At 69.5% G+C, this 16,186-nt stretch carries 15 protein-coding genes; 10 read left to right on the top strand and 5 right to left on the bottom strand.

Going from position 1 to position 16,186, the window contains the following annotated elements; translation table 11 throughout:
* The first annotated feature begins 114 nt into the window (after positions 1 to 114).
* Positions 115 to 510 carry a cytochrome c gene (locus tag AACZ75_RS12510; RefSeq protein WP_339873243.1) on the top strand — a complete coding sequence of 132 codons (396 nt, stop codon included), beginning with the start codon at positions 115 to 117 and terminating at the stop codon, positions 508 to 510.
* 20 nt (positions 511 to 530) lie between these two features.
* On the opposite strand, the gene AACZ75_RS12515 is transcribed toward AACZ75_RS12510, so the two are convergent.
* Together AACZ75_RS12515 and AACZ75_RS12520 are read right to left on the bottom strand one after the other, a co-directional pair.
* Positions 531 to 653: a hypothetical protein gene (locus AACZ75_RS12515; RefSeq protein ID WP_339873244.1), complete on the bottom strand. Its 123-nt coding sequence runs from the start codon at positions 651 to 653 to the stop codon at positions 531 to 533.
* Between the two features lie 70 nt (positions 654 to 723).
* Entirely contained in the window at positions 724 to 1,152 is a 429-nt protein-coding gene (locus AACZ75_RS12520; protein WP_339873245.1) for a hypothetical protein, read from the bottom strand.
* 111 nt (positions 1,153 to 1,263) lie between these two features.
* On the opposite strand from AACZ75_RS12520, the gene AACZ75_RS12525 reads away from it, so the two are divergent.
* Positions 1,264 to 2,001 carry a helix-turn-helix domain-containing protein gene (locus AACZ75_RS12525; protein WP_339873246.1) on the top strand — a complete coding sequence of 246 codons (738 nt, stop codon included), beginning with the start codon at positions 1,264 to 1,266 and terminating at the stop codon, positions 1,999 to 2,001.
* 5 nt (positions 2,002 to 2,006) lie between these two features.
* Here the strand turns inward: AACZ75_RS12525 and AACZ75_RS12530 are convergent, their stop codons facing one another.
* Together AACZ75_RS12530 and cydD are read right to left on the bottom strand one after the other, a co-directional pair.
* The gene (locus tag AACZ75_RS12530) at positions 2,007 to 3,656 is read right to left on the bottom strand and encodes an ATP-binding cassette domain-containing protein (RefSeq protein ID WP_339873248.1); all 1,650 of its coding nucleotides are present in this window, start codon (positions 3,654 to 3,656) and stop codon (positions 2,007 to 2,009) included.
* Positions 3,653 to 5,275 carry a thiol reductant ABC exporter subunit CydD gene (gene cydD / locus AACZ75_RS12535; RefSeq protein WP_339873249.1) on the bottom strand — a complete coding sequence of 541 codons (1,623 nt, stop codon included), beginning with the start codon at positions 5,273 to 5,275 and terminating at the stop codon, positions 3,653 to 3,655. Before cydD ends, AACZ75_RS12530 begins: the two co-directional genes overlap by 4 nt.
* Before the next feature lie 123 nt (positions 5,276 to 5,398).
* Between cydD and AACZ75_RS12540 the strand changes: the two genes are divergently transcribed.
* The 8 genes from AACZ75_RS12540 (at position 5,399) to AACZ75_RS12575 (ending at position 12,912) form a co-directional block, all read left to right on the top strand.
* Positions 5,399 to 6,970, top strand: coding sequence for a cytochrome ubiquinol oxidase subunit I (locus tag AACZ75_RS12540; RefSeq protein WP_339873377.1), 1,572 nt, complete (start codon positions 5,399 to 5,401; stop codon positions 6,968 to 6,970).
* Between the two features lie 24 nt (positions 6,971 to 6,994).
* Positions 6,995 to 8,143, top strand: a complete 1,149-nt coding sequence (gene cydB / locus AACZ75_RS12545) for a cytochrome d ubiquinol oxidase subunit II (RefSeq protein ID WP_339873250.1) — start codon at positions 6,995 to 6,997, stop codon at positions 8,141 to 8,143.
* Positions 8,144 to 8,164: 21 nt separating this feature from the next.
* Entirely contained in the window at positions 8,165 to 8,323 is a 159-nt protein-coding gene (gene cydX / locus AACZ75_RS12550; RefSeq protein WP_339873252.1) for a cytochrome bd-I oxidase subunit CydX, read from the top strand.
* A 32-nt stretch (positions 8,324 to 8,355) separates the two neighbouring features.
* Positions 8,356 to 8,868 carry a pyridoxamine 5'-phosphate oxidase family protein gene (locus tag AACZ75_RS12555; protein WP_339873254.1) on the top strand — a complete coding sequence of 171 codons (513 nt, stop codon included), beginning with the start codon at positions 8,356 to 8,358 and terminating at the stop codon, positions 8,866 to 8,868.
* Between the two features lie 121 nt (positions 8,869 to 8,989).
* Complete coding sequence (locus AACZ75_RS12560) at positions 8,990 to 9,853, top strand: universal stress protein (protein ID WP_339873256.1); 864 nt, start codon at positions 8,990 to 8,992, stop codon at positions 9,851 to 9,853.
* Entirely contained in the window at positions 9,853 to 10,518 is a 666-nt protein-coding gene (locus tag AACZ75_RS12565; RefSeq protein ID WP_339873258.1) for a LysE family translocator, read from the top strand. Before AACZ75_RS12560 ends, AACZ75_RS12565 begins: the two co-directional genes overlap by 1 nt.
* Positions 10,515 to 12,140 carry an MBL fold metallo-hydrolase gene (locus AACZ75_RS12570; protein ID WP_339873260.1) on the top strand — a complete coding sequence of 542 codons (1,626 nt, stop codon included), beginning with the start codon at positions 10,515 to 10,517 and terminating at the stop codon, positions 12,138 to 12,140. Before AACZ75_RS12565 ends, AACZ75_RS12570 begins: the two co-directional genes overlap by 4 nt.
* Positions 12,130 to 12,912 (top strand): LOG family protein, encoded by a 783-nt coding sequence (locus AACZ75_RS12575; RefSeq protein WP_339873262.1) that lies wholly within the window; start codon positions 12,130 to 12,132, stop codon positions 12,910 to 12,912. Before AACZ75_RS12570 ends, AACZ75_RS12575 begins: the two co-directional genes overlap by 11 nt.
* Before the next feature lie 20 nt (positions 12,913 to 12,932).
* Here AACZ75_RS12575 and putA read toward each other — a convergent pair whose 3' ends face one another.
* Entirely contained in the window at positions 12,933 to 16,088 is a 3,156-nt protein-coding gene (gene putA / locus AACZ75_RS12580) for a bifunctional proline dehydrogenase/L-glutamate gamma-semialdehyde dehydrogenase PutA (protein WP_339873263.1), read from the bottom strand.
* Between the last annotated feature and the right edge of the window lie 98 nt (positions 16,089 to 16,186).

Here is a 16,186-nt window from a genome sequence, read left to right on the forward strand (position 1 = left end):
GGTGGGCCTCCCGTTCGCCGCCATCAGACGGGGTTGCCGCCGCCGCCGCATTGATCGGGATCAATGTCCCTGGCGGTCCGGCATGGGACAAGGGCGGCTGTGAGGGAGTTGATCATGTCACCACTGAAATTCATCGGCCTGGTCCTGGTGGCCGGCTGCACCACCGCCCCGGTGCCGGTCGCGGGGTCTGCGGATGCGGCCCCGACCGCCTCGGTCGCCTTGACGGACGCCCCGATGGGGGGCTCTGTCGCCCGGGGCGCGGCCCTGGTCCGGTCGCGCTGCGTCGCCTGCCATGCTGTCGGTCCGGCCGGAGACAGTCCTTCGGCCATGGCCCCGCCCTTTCGCGAACTGAGCCGCCGCTATCCGGTCAGCAGCCTGCAGGAATCCCTCGCCGAAGGTCTGGTCACGGCCCATCCGGAGATGCCCGAATTCACCTTCGAGCCCCAGCAGATCCGCGATCTGATCGCCTATCTGGAAAGCCTTGAGGATACCGGGGTGCGCGTCCGCTAGGCCGGCCCCGGCGTCTTCTTTCAGGAGGGATCGTCGTGGCGGCGGGGCAGGGCGGTCCTGAGCGCCGCCCAGCCGACGGCGAGAATGAAGGCGGCGAAGACGGCGACGGTGCCGATGATGACGGGGACGACCTGGGCGGGCATGGCAACTCTCCTGTTCCGCGTTGAAAAAACCGCCCGGCGACGCCGTCCGCATTGATCGAGGTCAAAGGCGTCAGAACACCTGGTGCAGAACCGCCGCGCCCGAGGCCAGCACCAGGGCGGCGGTGTCCGGGGGGGCATCCAGGGGGCGTACCAGACTCAGGCTGTCGCAGTCGCGGACCTCGGCCACCCGCAGCACCTCGGCGATCAGGGCATCGGCGACGACCGCCGGATCCAGCAGGTCGAAACTGATCAGGCGGTCGATCTGAAGACTGGGCCGGCCGGCGAATTTCGGGGCGATGGCAAAGAGCAGCAGGCCGCGCAGACGGCGCACGCGGTCGCGGGCGATCAGGATGCCGCCGGTCGTCTCGTCGGCCTCGATCCGCTGGCGGGCCATGATCCGCCAGTCTTCCTGCGACAAATCAGCATAGCCCAGCCGAACCAGCACATAGGCATCGTCGATGTCTTCAGCGGCAAGATGTCGAACGGTTACAACAGCCATTCGGCCTATTCGGCGGATTTGCGTCCGCTCCGCCTTGATCTCGGTCAAAGGGGATCGATTGCCGTTCCACCGGATCGCGCCTAGATTGAGCGTCAAGGCCAAGAGGGACCCATGCTGGAACTCAAGACCCTTCCGACCGACTGCGCCAAACGTCGCAACAGCAATGCCTGCGACACCTGCGGCGCGCGCGCGCTCAGCGTCTGTGGCAGTGTAGCGGAAGGGGACCTTGGCCGGCTCGATGCCATGGCCGAACACCTGACCTTCGCCGCCGGTGCCGTCATGATCCGGGAGGGCGACCCGGCCGGTCACGTCTTCAACATCACCTCGGGTTCGGTGCGGGTCTACAAGCTGCTGGCCGACGGCCGGCGGCAGATCATCGGCTTCCTGTTCACCGGCGACTTTCTCGGCCTGGCGACCCCTGACACCTATGTGTTTTCCGCCGAAGCGGTCGAGCCGGCCAGCGTCTGCCGCTTCCGCAAGACCGAATACCGTGCCCTGATCCGCGACTGTCCAGCGCTGGAGGCCACCCTGTTCGACCGGGCCAATCACGAACTGGCGGCGGCCCAGAACCAGATGTTGCTGCTGGGCCGCAAGACGGCGCTGGAACGGATCGCCACCTTCCTGCTCGACCTGCCGTCACACGATCCGGCCCGGACCATCCCGCCGGGCCATGTGCATCTGCCGATGACCCGGGCCGAGATCGCCGACTATCTGGGGCTGACCATCGAGACGGTCAGCCGGGTGCTGACCCGGCTCAAGACCCAGGGCGTGATCCGTCTGGTCTCCCTGTCCGAATTGCGCGTCGAACAACCGGAGGTCCTGCGCGACCTCGCTGACGGCGTCGGCTGAACCGGTCAGGCGGCGACGCGCGCCGGGTTCCGGTTCATGGTCAGTCGCCCGTCCGCGTCCCGACCTGTGACCGCCAGAACCTGATCACACAGGGCCACCGGGGCGGGACGGTGGCTGACCAGAATCAGCCCCTGGCCCGTTGTGGCCAGCCATTGATCCAGCCGTTCCAGCACCCGGGCCTCGGTCGCCGCGTCCAGTCCCTCGGTCGGCTCGTCCAGCACCAGCCAGGCGGCCGGCCGCAGACAGGCCCGCGCCAGCCCCAGCCGCCGTCGTTCCCCGCCGGACAGGCGCTCGCCGTTGTCGCCCAGTGGCGTATCCAGACCGGCGGGCATGGCCCGGACACGGTCGGCCAGGTCGGCCGTCTCCAGCGCCGCCCACAGGTCCGATTCCGCCGCGTCGACCCGGGCCAGCGCCAGGTTGTCGCGCACGCTCCCCGCCAGCAGGCGCACGTCCTGGGCCGCATAGGCGAAGCGCGTGCGCACGGCCCGGACCTCCGCCCCGGCCAGATCGACCCCGCCCAGGGCCAGTTCGCCGGCGACGGGCGCGCGCAACGCCATCAGTCGCTCGATCAGGGTGGTCTTGCCCGCCCCGGACGGCCCTGTGACCGCCAGTCTGGCCCCGGCAGCCAGGGTCAGGTCCAGTTCGCTCAGGGTGATGGCGTCCCCGCTCGGCACGGTCCCGGTGTCCGGCACCGGATTGTCCAGCAGGTCGCCGAGCCGCCCCACGGCCTCGGCCGCGGCGCCGCTCTGGCGGAAACTGGCCACCACCGCCCCCGCCGCCTCGATCCCGGTGACCGCGGCCAGGGCCGCCAGCACCACCAGGGGCAACGGCACCGTCCGCGACAGCAACACCACCCCGACGACGGTGGCCCCGGTCACCGCGCCCTGCCAGGTGTTCATCCAGCCGGCGGCCGCCGCCGCGTCGATGGTGCGGCGGTCCAGGGTCCGGGCCTCGGCCGCGATCTGTTCCACCGCCCAGGACTCCAGCCCGTAGGCCCTCAGTTCCGGGGCGGCCGCCTGCAGGGCCGAGAACCGGTCCTTGAACCGGCCGGTGGCGACCTGCACGCGGCGTCCGGCCGGGTCGGCGGCCCGGCGGCCGATCACCAGCGCGCCCAGCACCGCCAGCCCGGTCCCGGCCGCGACCGTGGCCGCAGCCGCCGGTCCGGCCAGCCCGGCCAGCGCGATGGCGATGATGCCTCCGGCCCCGGCGGCCCACGGCGTGCTCAACCGCACGAACAGGGTCTGGACCGCATCGACGTCCTGGATCATCCGGGCCGAGGCCTCGCCGCTGGACAGGGCCTGCGCGCGTGCCGGCGGGGCCGCGGCCAGGCCGTCGAACAGGGCCGGTCGCAGCCGGGCCAGGGCCTTCAGTGCCGCCGCATGGCCGCTGACCCGCTCGATGTAGCGGGCCCCGGTCCGGGCGATGGCGAGGAAACGGATGGCGGCGCTGGGCAGCAGATAGTTGAACGCCCCGATGGCGGTGCCGCCGGCCACTCCGGCCAGGGCCGCGCCGGTGATGAACCAGCCGGACAGGCCCAGCAGCAGCACCGCGGCGGCGCTGACCGTGGCCCCCGCCGCGGCCGCCAGCGCCAGGCGGCCACCCTGCCGTCGGCGCTGTTCGCGGATCATCTGGCGGAAGCGGGCGGCACCGTTCACAGACGCACCACCACGTCAGCCAGGGCCTCGACCGCCGCCGAATGGGTGGCGATCAGGGTCGTGCGACCGCGCGCCGCGGCGCGAATGACCGGCAGCAGGGCGGTCGCGGACGCCGCGTCCAGATTGGCGGTCGGCTCGTCCAGCAACAGGATCGGCGCGGGCTTCAGCAGGGCCCGGGCCAGGCCCAGCCGCCGCCGTTCGCCGCCCGACAGGCCGCCGCCGCGCTCGTCGAGCATCCGGTCCAGGTCGCCGTCCAGACCGGCCAGGGTCGCGACGGCCTGGAGGCTGTCGCGTGAGGCCCCGCGCGCCGCCAGGGCGATGTTGTCGCCGAGGGTGCCCGGCACCACGACCGGCGCCTGGCTGGCCCAGCCGACCCGGTCGGTGAAACTGCCGGCCGCCGACAGGGCCAGGCCGTCGGCCTCGACCTCGCCCCCGGTCAGCGGAGCCAGGCCCAGCAACAGGTGCAGCAGGCTGCTCTTGCCCGAGCCGCTCGGCCCGACCAGGGCGACGATCGATCCGGCCGGCACGTCCAGGTCGAAGTCGCGCACCGGGCTGACGCCGTCGTCATAGGTGATGGTCACGTTCCGGAAACGCAGGGCGGGGGCCGGGGCGGTCGCCGGGACGGGGACGCGGGCGACGCGGGCGACCGCCGGGGGGACGGCCCCGACCAGTGACGCCGCCGCGGCCTCGGCCGCCTGGCGTTCGTGATAGGCGGCGGCCAGCCGCCGCATCGGGGCATAGACCTCCGGTGCCATGGCCAGGACGAAGAAGGCCTGCGGCAGGGTCAGGCGTTCCGGCACCGGAAACGGCAACAGGTGCAGCAGGTTGAAGCCGCAGTAGACGGCCACCAGCGCCACCGACAGGGCCGAGAAGAACTCCAGAACCCCTGACGACACGAAGGCGATCTTCAGCACCCGGCCCGTGCGGGCCTCCAGTTCGTCAGCGGCGCGCGCGATCTCGTCGCGGGTGCGGGATTCGGCCTGGAAGCTCAGCAGGGTGGGCAGGGCCCGCACCCGGTCGAGAAACAGGCCCGACAGCCGCTCCAGCGCCAGGAACTGGCGTCGGCTTTCCGCCGCCGCGGCGGACCCCGCCAGGACCATGCCGAAGGCGAACGGAATCAGCGTCAGGGTCAGGATGCCCGCCGCCACCGGACTGGCGACCGCGCACAGGGCGATGATCAGCACCGGGCTCACCGCGGCGGCCAGCCGGGCCGGGGCGAAGCGGGCATAGTAGCCGTCCAGGGCCTCGACCCCGTCGACCACGGCGGTCATCGAATCCCCCGACGGGCGACGACCGGCGAACAGCTGGGTCAGCAGGTCGCCGCGGACCCGGCGCTTGACCATGGCCGCCCCCTGACCCGCCGTCAGGACCGCGACCTGTGCGACCAGTCCGCGCAGGGCCAAGCTCGCTCCGGCCAGGGCCAGGCCCGGCAGGGCGGCTCCGGCCGACTGTTGCAGGGCACCGAAGGCCATGGCCAGACCCAGCGCGAAGCCCGTCGCCGGCAGGACATCAGCGATCACGAGACCCGCTGCCAGTCCGTTCAGGCGTCGCCACGGCCGGGCGATTTCCGCCAGCCATCGCTTGGGCTCGGCGGACGGGGTGACTTCAGCGGTACTCATCGACTGTCGTTAAGGGCCTGTGTCAGGGTAAGCCTTGATCAAGATCAAGGCCGGGACCTAAGGCGCCCTCTAGACGGGGCGTCAACCGGTCGGCCGACTCGGTGCCCAGGAGACCTGCCCATGATTGACCTCGCGGTCGTCGATCTGTCCCGTCTGCAATTTGCCCTGACGGCCCTGTACCATTTCCTGTTCGTACCCCTGACGCTCGGCCTGTCCTTCATGCTGGTCATCATGGAGAGCATCTATGTGATGACCCGGCGGCCGATCTGGCGAACCATCACCCGCTTCTGGGGCGTGCTGTTCGGCATCAATTTCGCCCTCGGCGTGGCCACCGGCATCACCATGGAATTCCAGTTCGGCATGAACTGGGCGTACTACAGCCACTACGTCGGTGACATCTTCGGGGCCCCGCTGGCGATCGAGGGCCTGATGGCCTTCTTCCTCGAGGCCACCTTCGTCGGGCTGATGTTCTTCGGCTGGGACAAGCTGAGCCGGGTCGGCCACCTGTTCGTCACCTTTCTGGTCGCCCTCGGCACCAATCTTTCGGCCCTGTGGATCCTGATCGCCAACGGCTGGATGCAGAACCCGGTCGGCTCGACCTTCAATCCGGACACGATGCGGATGGAGGTCACGGATTTCATGACCGTGCTGTTCAACCCGGTAGCCCAGGCCAAATTCGTCCATACGGTCAGCGCCGGCTACGTGATCGCCGCGGTCTTCGTGCTCGGCGTCTCGGCCTTCTACATGCTCAAGGGCCGCCATATCGGCTTCGCCAAACGCTCGATGACGGTGGCCGCCGCCTTCGGCCTGGCCGCCTCGCTGTCGGTCGTCGTGCTCGGTGACGAGAGTGGCTACGCCCTGACCGACAACCAGAAAATGAAGCTGGCGGCGCTCGAGGCCATGTGGGAGACCGAGCCCGCCCCGGCCGGCCTGACGGCCTTCGGCATTCCCAGCCTCAGGGATCACAAGACCCATTACGAGGTCAAGATTCCCTATGTGCTGGGCCTGATCTCGACCCGCAGCATCAGCAAGCCGGTCGAGGGTATTCTCGAACTGGTGGCCACGGCCGAGACCCGGATCGAGCGGGGCGTCCTCGCCTATGACGCCGTCGAGCGGATCAAGGCCGATCCGTCCGACATGACCGCCCGCGCCGATTTCGAAATCCACCGCAACGACCTCGGCTATGCGCTGCTGCTGAAACGGTATGTCGCCGATCCGCGCCAGGCCACGCCCGAACAGGTGGTCCAGGCCGCCTGGAGCACCGTGCCCAATGTGCCGCTGATGTTCTGGGCCTTCCGCATCATGGCCGGCATCGGCTTCCTGATGATCGGTCTGTTTGCCACCGCCTTCGTGCTCTGCACCCTGCGCAAGCACGACACCCGCTGGTTCCTGTGGATGGCCGTTCTGGCCCTGCCGCTGCCGTGGATTTCGACGGAACTGGGCTGGATCCTGGCCGAGGTCGGCCGTCAGCCCTGGGCCGTTGAGGGGGTCCTGCCGACCTTCCTGGGAGCCTCCAGTCTCACCGTCTCGCAGTTGTGGGGCACGATCATCGGCTTCACCGTCCTCTACGGGGCGCTGGCGGTGGTCGAGGTCGGCCTGATCCTGCACGCGATCAGGAAGGGGCCCTACGCCGAACAGGAAGCCTTTCCCGGGACTGACAACCCCACGCCCCCCGCCGCGCCCGCCGTCGCCTGACCGTCGATTTCCAGGATACCGAACATGGAACTTCCCATCGACTACGCCACCCTCCGCCTGATCTGGTGGGGCCTGCTGGGTGTGCTGCTGATTGCCTTCGCCCTGACCGACGGCTTCGACCTCGGCGTCGGGGCCCTGCTGCCCTTCATCGCCAGGACGGACGAGGAGCGCCGCATGGTCATCAACACCGTGGGGGCCACCTGGGAAGGCAACCAGGTCTGGTTCGTGCTCGGCGGCGGGGCCATCTTCGCGGCCTGGCCCTTCGTCTATGCGGTCAGTTTTTCGAGCTTCTACATGGCCATGTTTCTGGTGCTGGGGGCCCTGATCCTGCGACCGGTGGCTTTCAAATACCGCTCCAAGCGACCCGCCAGGGCCTGGCGCAGCTTCTGGGACTGGGCCCTGTTCGTCGGCGGCTTCGTGCCGGCCCTGGTGTTTGGCGTCGCCGTCGGCAACGTCCTGATCGGTGCCGAATTCCGCCTCGACAGTGATCTGCGCAGTTTCTACGAGGGCTCACTGCTGGGGCTGTTCACGCCGTTCAGCCTGCTGTGCGGCCTGCTGTCGGTGGCCATGCTGGTGCTGCACGGGGCCGGCTGGCTGGGCCTCAAGGCCGAGCGCGGTCCGGTCGCGGCCCGGGCCCGGGCCCTCGGCACCGTCGCCGGCCTGCTCAGCATCGTCCTGTTCGTCGCCGGCGGCCTGTTCGTGGCCTATGGCGACCTGGGCTTCCGCATCGTCGGGGTTGCCGATCCGTCGGGTGTCTCCAACCCGCTGCGTACCGCCGTGGTCGCCGCGCCCGGGGCCTGGCTCGACAACTACGGCCGCTATCCCTGGATGATCGCCGCGCCGGTGATGGGCCTGGTCGGGGTCGTCGCGGCCCTGTTCGGCCTGTGGCGTCGATCCGAACCCCTGACCTTCGCGGGGTCGGCCGTCTCGGTGATCGGCATCATCTCCACCGTCGGCCTGTCGATGTTCCCCTTCATCCTGCCGAGCACGATCGACCCGGTGTCCAGCCTGACGGTGTGGAATTCGTCGTCCACCCATCTCACCCTGTTCATCATGCTGGGGGTGACGGCGGTCTTCCTGCCGTTGATCCTGGTCTACACCGCCTGGGTCTACCGGGTGCTGTGGGGACGGAGCAGCACCACCGACTTCAAGACCAATCCCGACCTGTACTGACTGCGCCGAGGAGCTGAACTGATGTGGTATTTTGCCTGGATTCTCGGCCTCGGCCTGGCCGTCGCCTTCGGCGTTCTGAACGGCGTCTGGCACGAGTTCCGCCTGTTCGACGAGGGCGATCTTGGACAGTCAGAACCCGATCCGGTGATCCCCGATGCGCCGGACACGCCCCGCCCCTGACGGGGCCCGTACCGCAGATGGAGGACGAACCGATGACGACCGAAATCACGCCGATCCATGGCGGTGCCGTGGCCGCAATCGTGGCCCTGATGGACTCGCAGCGGTTGCTGACGCTCGGGGTCAACCGTCCCGACGGCTGGCCCCAGGTCACCACGGTCGGCTACGTCAATGACGGTCTCAACATCTATATGAGCGTCGCCCGGGACAGCCAGAAGCTGGCTAATATCCGGGTCGATCCGCGCGTCTCCATCGCGATCCGCAGCGAGGCGGATCGCGGCGACGCCGTCGGCCTGTCGCTGGCCGGTCGCGCCAGCGAGGTGCGGGACCCCCACCTGATCGCCGGCATCAACAGGCTGGTCGCGGCCCGCTATCCCGATGTGAACGTCTATTGCCCCAGCGGTGAATCGGTCGCTGTCATCCATGTGGCCCCGTTGATCATCGCCCCGGTCGCGGTGGCCGACGGCCGCAGCCGCCCGCAGACCTTCGCGATCGGCGAGGGGATCGGCGATGTCGCCGGCCCGGACGGGGTGTCGCGGCTGTTCTAGCGGGCCCGTTGCGGACGCGCCGGGACCGGCGCTGATCTGGATCAAAGCCCCTTCCGGCTCCCCGGGCCAGTCTACGGCGACGGGTGCCCGAACCTCGGCCCCGAACCCGGGAGCGATTGTCGTGAGCTACAAACTCATCATGGCCCTGGCCGGTGGCGGTCCCGAGGACGCCGAGACCCTGGCCTTCGCCGCCGCCCTGGCCGTGCAGCATGGTGCGGTGGCCAATGTCGTGCCGATCCACCCCGATGCCGCCGTCGACCTGCTGGCCCTGGGCATGACCCTGGGGACCTCGCTGTCGCCGGAGATGAAACAGACCCTGTCTGACGCCCAGCGCGACTGCCAGACGCGGATCGAAACGTCGGCCCGCGCCGCCGCCGCCGCCGTCGACCTGGTGTTCGGCGACGGCGAGGGTGGGCCGCGCATGGTTGTTCATCCGCACAGCGTCATGCCGGCCGAGAACCTGGCGCGGGCCCTGGTGCTGGCCGATCTGGTGGTCATCGGCCAGGGGTACCTGCGCGGGCCGGGGCGGGACGGCCGGGTACTGGGTCAGGTACTGCTGGACCAGCGCGCGCCCCTGCTGATCGCCCGCGGCCAGCCGGACCGGCTGGCCGGTCGCATCGCCGTCGCCTGGGACGGCAGTGTCGAGGCCGGCCGCGCCGTACACGGGGCCCTGCCGCTGATCGCCATGGGGTCGGATCTGATCCTGCTGCAGTGCCCCCGGGGGCTGGACCCGACCGACCCGGCACCCGAGATGGCCCCGCTCAACGCCTGGCTGCGCCTGCACGGGGTCGGCACGGGGCGGCCCGTCCCGGTCACCGGTCCGTCGGCGGCGGAGGCCCTGGTCAAGGGGGCCCACGATCATGACGTCGGCCTGCTCGTGGCCGGGGCCTGGGGCCATTCGCGGCTCAGGGAGGCGATCTTTGGCGGCGCGACCCGGGCCTTCCTCGATGACGTCGACGGTCCCAGCCTGCTGCTCGCCCACTGATGTCCGATCCGTCGGTCTGGCCCGTCGATCCGCTGATCCTGCCGGCCTTCCTGCTGGCGATGGTGCTGATCGAGCTCACCCCGGGCCCCAATATGGGCTACCTCGCCCTGGTCTCGACGGCGCGGGGTCGCAAGGCCGGCGTGCTGACCGTGGTCGGGATCACCATCGGTCTCAGCCTCTATCTGGCGGTGTCGATCTATGGCCTGACCGGCACCCCCCTGGCCTCGCCGACCGTGCTGTGGGGCCTGAAATGGGCCGGCGTCGGCTATATGCTGTGGCTGGCGCTCGAGGCGATCCTGCCGCAACGCCCGGCCGGTCCGGCGGTGCCGATCATCCCGTTCGCCGGCGGCCGCCAGGTGCTGCGCGGGATCATCGCCAACGTCCTCAACCCCAAGGCGGCCCTGTTCTATGTGGTGCTCCTGCCGGGGTTCATCCATTCCGGCTTCGCCTCCACCCGGACCCAGATGATGGTTCTGGGGGGTGCCCACATCCTGATCAGCGTGGTCGTGCACCTGTCGATCGTGTTCGGCACCGATGGAACCGCCGCGCGCCTGTCGGCCCCGGGCCGGCAGCGGCTGCGCCTGGGTCTGGCGTTCGGCCTTGCCGCCGCGGCCGTCTGGGTGGCCCTGTCCAACGGCAGCCCTGCGGGAGTGTCGGCCGCATGACCCTGTCCCTGACCTTCCACGGCGCGGCCGGCTGCGTCACCGGCTTCTGTGCCCTGCTGCAGACCGACCACGGCCGTTTCCTCGTCGACTGCGGCCTGTTCCAGGGGCCCAAGACCCTGAAGGCCCTGAACCACGGCGAGTTTCCGTTCGAGGCCCGCGACATCGACGGGGTCTTCCTGACCCATGCGCATATCGACCATTCCGGCCTGCTGCCGAAGCTGGTCCGGGCCGGCTATCGCGGACCCATCTTCGCCACCCGGCCGACGCGGGACCTGTGCGCGGTCATGCTCGAGGACGCGGCCGGAATCCAGGAGGGGGATGTGGCGCACCTGAACCGCCGTAACGAGCGTCGTGGTCTGCCCCGGGTCGAGCCGATCTATTCCACCGCCGACGTCGAGCCGACCCTGCGCCTGTTCGAGACGGTCAAATTCAACGAGGAGGTCGAGGTCGTTCCCGGGGTCACGGTCCACTACTGGCCGGCCGGGCACCTGCTGGGCGCCGCCTCGGTCGAACTGGTCATCGAGGACGACGGGGCCCCGGTGAAGCTGCTGTTCTCCGGCGACCTCGGTTCCGGCCATCAGCCCTTCCTGCCGGCCCCCGACGGCCCTGTCGGGGTCGATCACCTGGTGATGGAATCGACCTATGGCGACCGCGACCGCAATGACCTCGATCTCCCTGAACGCCGCGCCGCCCTGGCCGGGGAACTGCGTCTGGCCAAGGCGGCCGGGGGGCCGCTGCTGATGCCGACCTTCGCCGTCGGCCGGGCCCAGGAGCTGATCCTCGATCTGCTGGCCGTGATGGAGGCCGAGCCCGAACTGGCCGGTGAGGTCTTCCTCGACTCACCCCTGGCCATCGAGGCCACCGACGTCTTCCTGCAGCGTGGCTGGAATATCGACGCCTCGGAGAACCCCTATACCGCGCTGCGTCATGCGCCGCGGCTGCACTATCTCCGGCGATACCAGGAGAGCGACCGGCTGGACCGGTTGCGGGACTGGCACGTCATTCTGGCCGGCAGCGGCATGTGCGACGCCGGCCGGATCCGCAAACATCTGAAGCGGCTGCTGTGGCGGCGCGAGACGACCCTGCTGATCACCGGCTTCCAGGCCGCCGGGACCCTGGGACGTCTGTTGATGTCGTCGCCCAGCCAGGTCCGCATCCAGGGCGATGACATCCGCGTTCACGCCCGGATCCGCACCCTGGACCTCTACTCCGGTCATGCCGACGCCTCGACCCTGGTGCGCTGGTTCGAGGCTCGCAGCCCGGTCGCCGGCAAGGTCTTCCTCGCCCATGGCGAGCCGGACTCGGTGGCGGCCCTGTCCGACCGGCTGGTCGCGGCCGGGGTTGCGGCCGACGCGGTGATCGCGCCCGAACTCGACCAGACCTTCGTCCTGACCCACGACACGGCGCAGCTGGTCGAGGGGCGGGCGGCCCGGATGCTGCCCGGGGCGGCGACCCGGCCCGACTGGTACAATGCCCGGGCCGATCTGCTCAGCATGATGAACGAGGCCCTGCAGGCCCTGCCCGATGACGAGCGGCGTCTGGCCGTGATCGCGGCGATGAAGGCGGTCCTGCTGAAGCCGTCCCCCCCTGCCGCCGCCGAGGAGCCGGCCCATGACGAATGACCCGTCCAACACCGCCCAGCAGGCCTCGCCCTCTTACCGGCTTCCGGCCCTGGATACGGACTTCCTGCTCAGCGATTCCATGCGGGCGTTGCGGTTCCAGCTGGAGTTCGCCAAGGCCGACCAGGCGCTGCGGGCCTGGGGCGTGCGCTCGACCATCGTGGTGTTCGGCAGTGCCCGGGTGGAGGAGGATGGTTCGCCGGACCATGCCCGCTGGTACGCCGAGGCGCGTCGCTTCGGAGCCCTGGCCTCGCGGCGTGGCGGGGCCATGCGCGACATCGGCCAGGTGCGCGACAATGTCATCGCCACCGGCGGCGGTCCGGGCATCATGGAGGCCGCCAATCGCGGTGCGTCCGAGGTCGGGGCCCCGTCGATCGGCTTCAACATCACCCTGCCGCATGAACAGGAACCCAACGCCTGGTCGACGCCGGACCTGACCTTCCGCTTCCACTATTTCGCGATGCGCAAGATGCATCTGGCCATGCGCGCCAATGCCCTGGTCATCTTCCCCGGCGGCTTCGGCACCTTCGACGAATTGTTCGAGATCCTGACCCTGCGCCAGACGGACAAGGCGCCACCGATTCCGGTGGTGCTGGTCGACGAGGCCCACTGGCGCGCCGTCGTCGGCTTTGACACCCTGGTCGAGGCGGGATTGATCGCCGCGTCCGACCTTGACCTGTTCCGGTTCGCCGAAACGGCCGAGACGGTCTGGCAGGCGCTGGTGGACGGCGGGCTCAAGGCGTTTCCGCTGTCGGACTATGCCCCGGTGCCCTGAAGCTCCGGGGAGGTCGTGGTCTAGAGATTCAGCAGGGCCGGATCGCCGCCCTGGGCGGCGATATTGACGCTGATCGCCTGTTCCGAGGCGTAGCGGATCAGGCTGTTGGGTCCGCCGGCCTTGGGCCCGGTGCCCGACAGGCCCTCGCCGCCGAACGGCTGGACCCCGACCACGGCCCCGGTGATGCTGCGGTTCACATAGACATTGCCCGCCGGCACAAGCCGGATCACATCCTCGGCGAAGGCCTCGATGCGGCTGTGCACGCCCAGCGTCAGGCCGAAGCCGCGCCCGGCCAGCTTGCCGGCCACCGTCATCAGATCCTCCGGATCATAGCGATAGATGTGCAGGATCGGGCCGAACACCTCGGATTCGAGGAAGTCGGGCGTCGGAATCTCGGCGATGGTCGGGGCGAAATAGTCGCCGGTGCCGTGCCCGGTGTTGGCGGTCTCGGCGATCTCGGCCCGGGCCAGGACCTTGGCCTCTTTCTCGAGCCGCTCCAGATGGGCCTCGAGAATGCCGCGCGACTCGGCGTCGATGACCGGCCCGATGTCGGTGGCCGGATCGGCCGGATCGCCGACCACCAGGGTCGCCAGCGCCCCCTTCAGCCCCTCGATCAGGCCCTTGGCCGAGTCCTTGGGCACATAGAGGATACGCAGGGCCGAGCAGCGCTGGCCGGCGCTGCCGAAGGCCGAGTTGATCACATCGTCCAGCACCTGTTCGCGCAGGGCGGTGGTGTCGACGAACATGGCGTTCAGACCGCCGGTCTCGGCGATGAAGGGGATGATGGCTCCGGGTCGGTTGGCCAGGGCGATGTTGATGGCCCGGGCTGTGTTGGTGCCGCCGGTGAAGGCGATACCGTCGATGCCCGGATGGTTGACCAGGGCCGCGCCCACGGTCTCGCCACGGCCGGGGACCAGGGCGATCAGCTCGGGTTGCAGTCCGGCCTTGAGGAACAGGCGCACAGCCTCGGCCGCGACCAGCGGGGTCTGTTCGGCCGGCTTGGCCAGCACGGCATTGCCGGCGGCCAGGGCCGCGGCGATCTGGCCGGTGAAGATGGCCAGCGGGAAGTTCCACGGACTGATGCAGGCGAACACGCCGCGACCGTGCAGCATCAGCTGGTTGGTCTCGCCGACCGGCCCGGTCAGGACCTCGGGTCCGGCGAACTGGGTCTCGGCCAGCATGGCGTAGTAGCGGCAGAAGTCGGCGGCCTCGCGCACCTCGGCGACGCCGTCGTTCAGCGTCTTGCCCGCCTCGCGCGCCAGCAGGGCGACGAACCGGTCCATGTCGGCCTCAAGGGCGTCGGCCATGTTGCGCAGCACGACGGCCCGCGCCGCCCCGCCGGCCCGGTCCCAGACGATATGGGCGCGCGCGCCCAGCTCGATCGCCTGGTGGATCTCGGTGGCGGTGGCCTCTGACACATAGCCGAGCACGCTGTTGCGATCCGACGGGCTGATCACATCGGTCGGGTTCTCGCCGGCGCGCAGCACCCCGCTGATGATCGGGCCGGAGTTGAGCTTCTCGCGGTCGATCAGTTCCAGGGCCACGGCGTGGCGTTCACGTTCCTCGACCTGGGAATAGTCGCGACCGAGGGAGTTCAGACGATTTCCGTACATATGCTGGGGGACCGGAATTTTGGGGTGAGGGCCGGGCTGGGCTTCCAGCACGGTGACGGGATCAAAGGCGACGGTGGTGGCGGGAACCCGCTCGTCGAGCAGGGCGTGGACGAACGAGGAATTGGCCCCGTTCTCGAGCAGGCGGCGGACCAGATACGGCAACAGTTCCTCATGGCCGCCGACCGGGGCATAGGCGCGGATCGACATCTCCTCGTCGTTCCAGATCGCCTCGGCGGCGTCGTACAGGGGCTCGCCCATGCCGTGCAGCCGCTGGAACTCGATCTTGACGTCGGCGGCCCGGGCCATCCGGTGGATGGCGGCCAGGGATACGGCGTTGTGGGTGGCGAACTGGCCGTACAGATGCGGCGCGGCGTCGATGATGGCGCGGGCGCAGACCAGATAGTTGACGTCGGTGGCGACCTTGGTGGTGAACACCGGATAGTCCGGACGGCCGGCGATCTGGGCCCGTTTGATCTCGGTGTCCCAATAGGCACCCTTGACCAGCCGCACCATGAGCCGGCGGCCCGACCGCTCGGCCAGGGCGGCGACGCGGGCGATGACCTCGGGGGCGCGCTTCTGATAGGCCTGGACCGCCAGGCCCAGCCCCTTCCACTCGCCCAGGTCGGGGTCGTTGGCCAGCCGGTCCAGCAGTTTCAGCGACAGGGCCAGCCGGTCGGCCTCCTCGGCGTCCATGCAGAAATTGATGTCGTATTTGGCGGCGATCAGGGCCAGCCGCTTCACCCGCGGGTACAGTTCGTCCCACACCCGGGGAGCCTGGGTCGCCTCATAACGCGGGCACAGGGCCGACAGCTTGACCGACACGCCGTGACCGGTCTGCGGCCCGCGCATGCCCTCGGTGTCGCGCCGCACCTGACCGACCGCCTCGATGGCCCCGGCATAGATCTTCTCGTAGCGGACGGCGTCCTCGCTGGTGCGGGCCCCTTCGCCCAGCATGTCGAAACTGCACAGCCAGCCTTCGCGGGCCGAGCGCTTCAGCGCCCCCTTGATGGTGCGCCCGACGACGAACTGCTCGCCCATCATCCGCACGGCCGCGGCCACGGCCTGACGGATCACCGGCTCACCGATCCTGCCGGCGACGCGGCGCAGGAAGCTGGGCAGGTCGCGTTTGGCGTCCTCGTCGACCTCGACCAGCTTGCCGGTCAGCATCAGGCCCCAGGTCGAGGCGTTGACGAACAGGCTTTCGGACTGGCCCAGATGCTTGGCCCAGTCGGCCGAGCGGATCTTCTCCGAGATCAGGCGGTCGCGCGTCTCCTCGTCGGGAATGCGCAGCAGGGCCTCGGCCATACACATCAGGGCCAGACCCTCGCGGGTCCCCAGCGAGAACTCCTGCAGGAAGCTCTCGACCACGCCTTGGCGCTGGTTGTCCTTGCGGGCCCGTTCGACCAGCTCAACGGCCTCGGCCGCCACCGACTCGCGCTCGGCCGGGGTCAGCGGCACCTGGGCCAGCAGCTCGGCCACGACCTCATGTTCGTCACGAAACTTGCCGCGATCAATCTCGTCCCAGTGGGCGAGACTCGAGGGTGAAAACGCGTCAGCCGTCATGCAAGCAGAATCCAGAATTGTGCGGCAGGAATGGAGGAGTTTGCCAAAAGGTGGCGCATTAGTGAACCCTTATGGCAAAAAACGTTCGTTTCGGGGTT

Origin of the sequence: uncultured Brevundimonas sp., assembly GCF_963975535.1 — a bacterium.
Taxonomy (GTDB): Bacteria; Pseudomonadota; Alphaproteobacteria; order Caulobacterales; family Caulobacteraceae; genus Brevundimonas.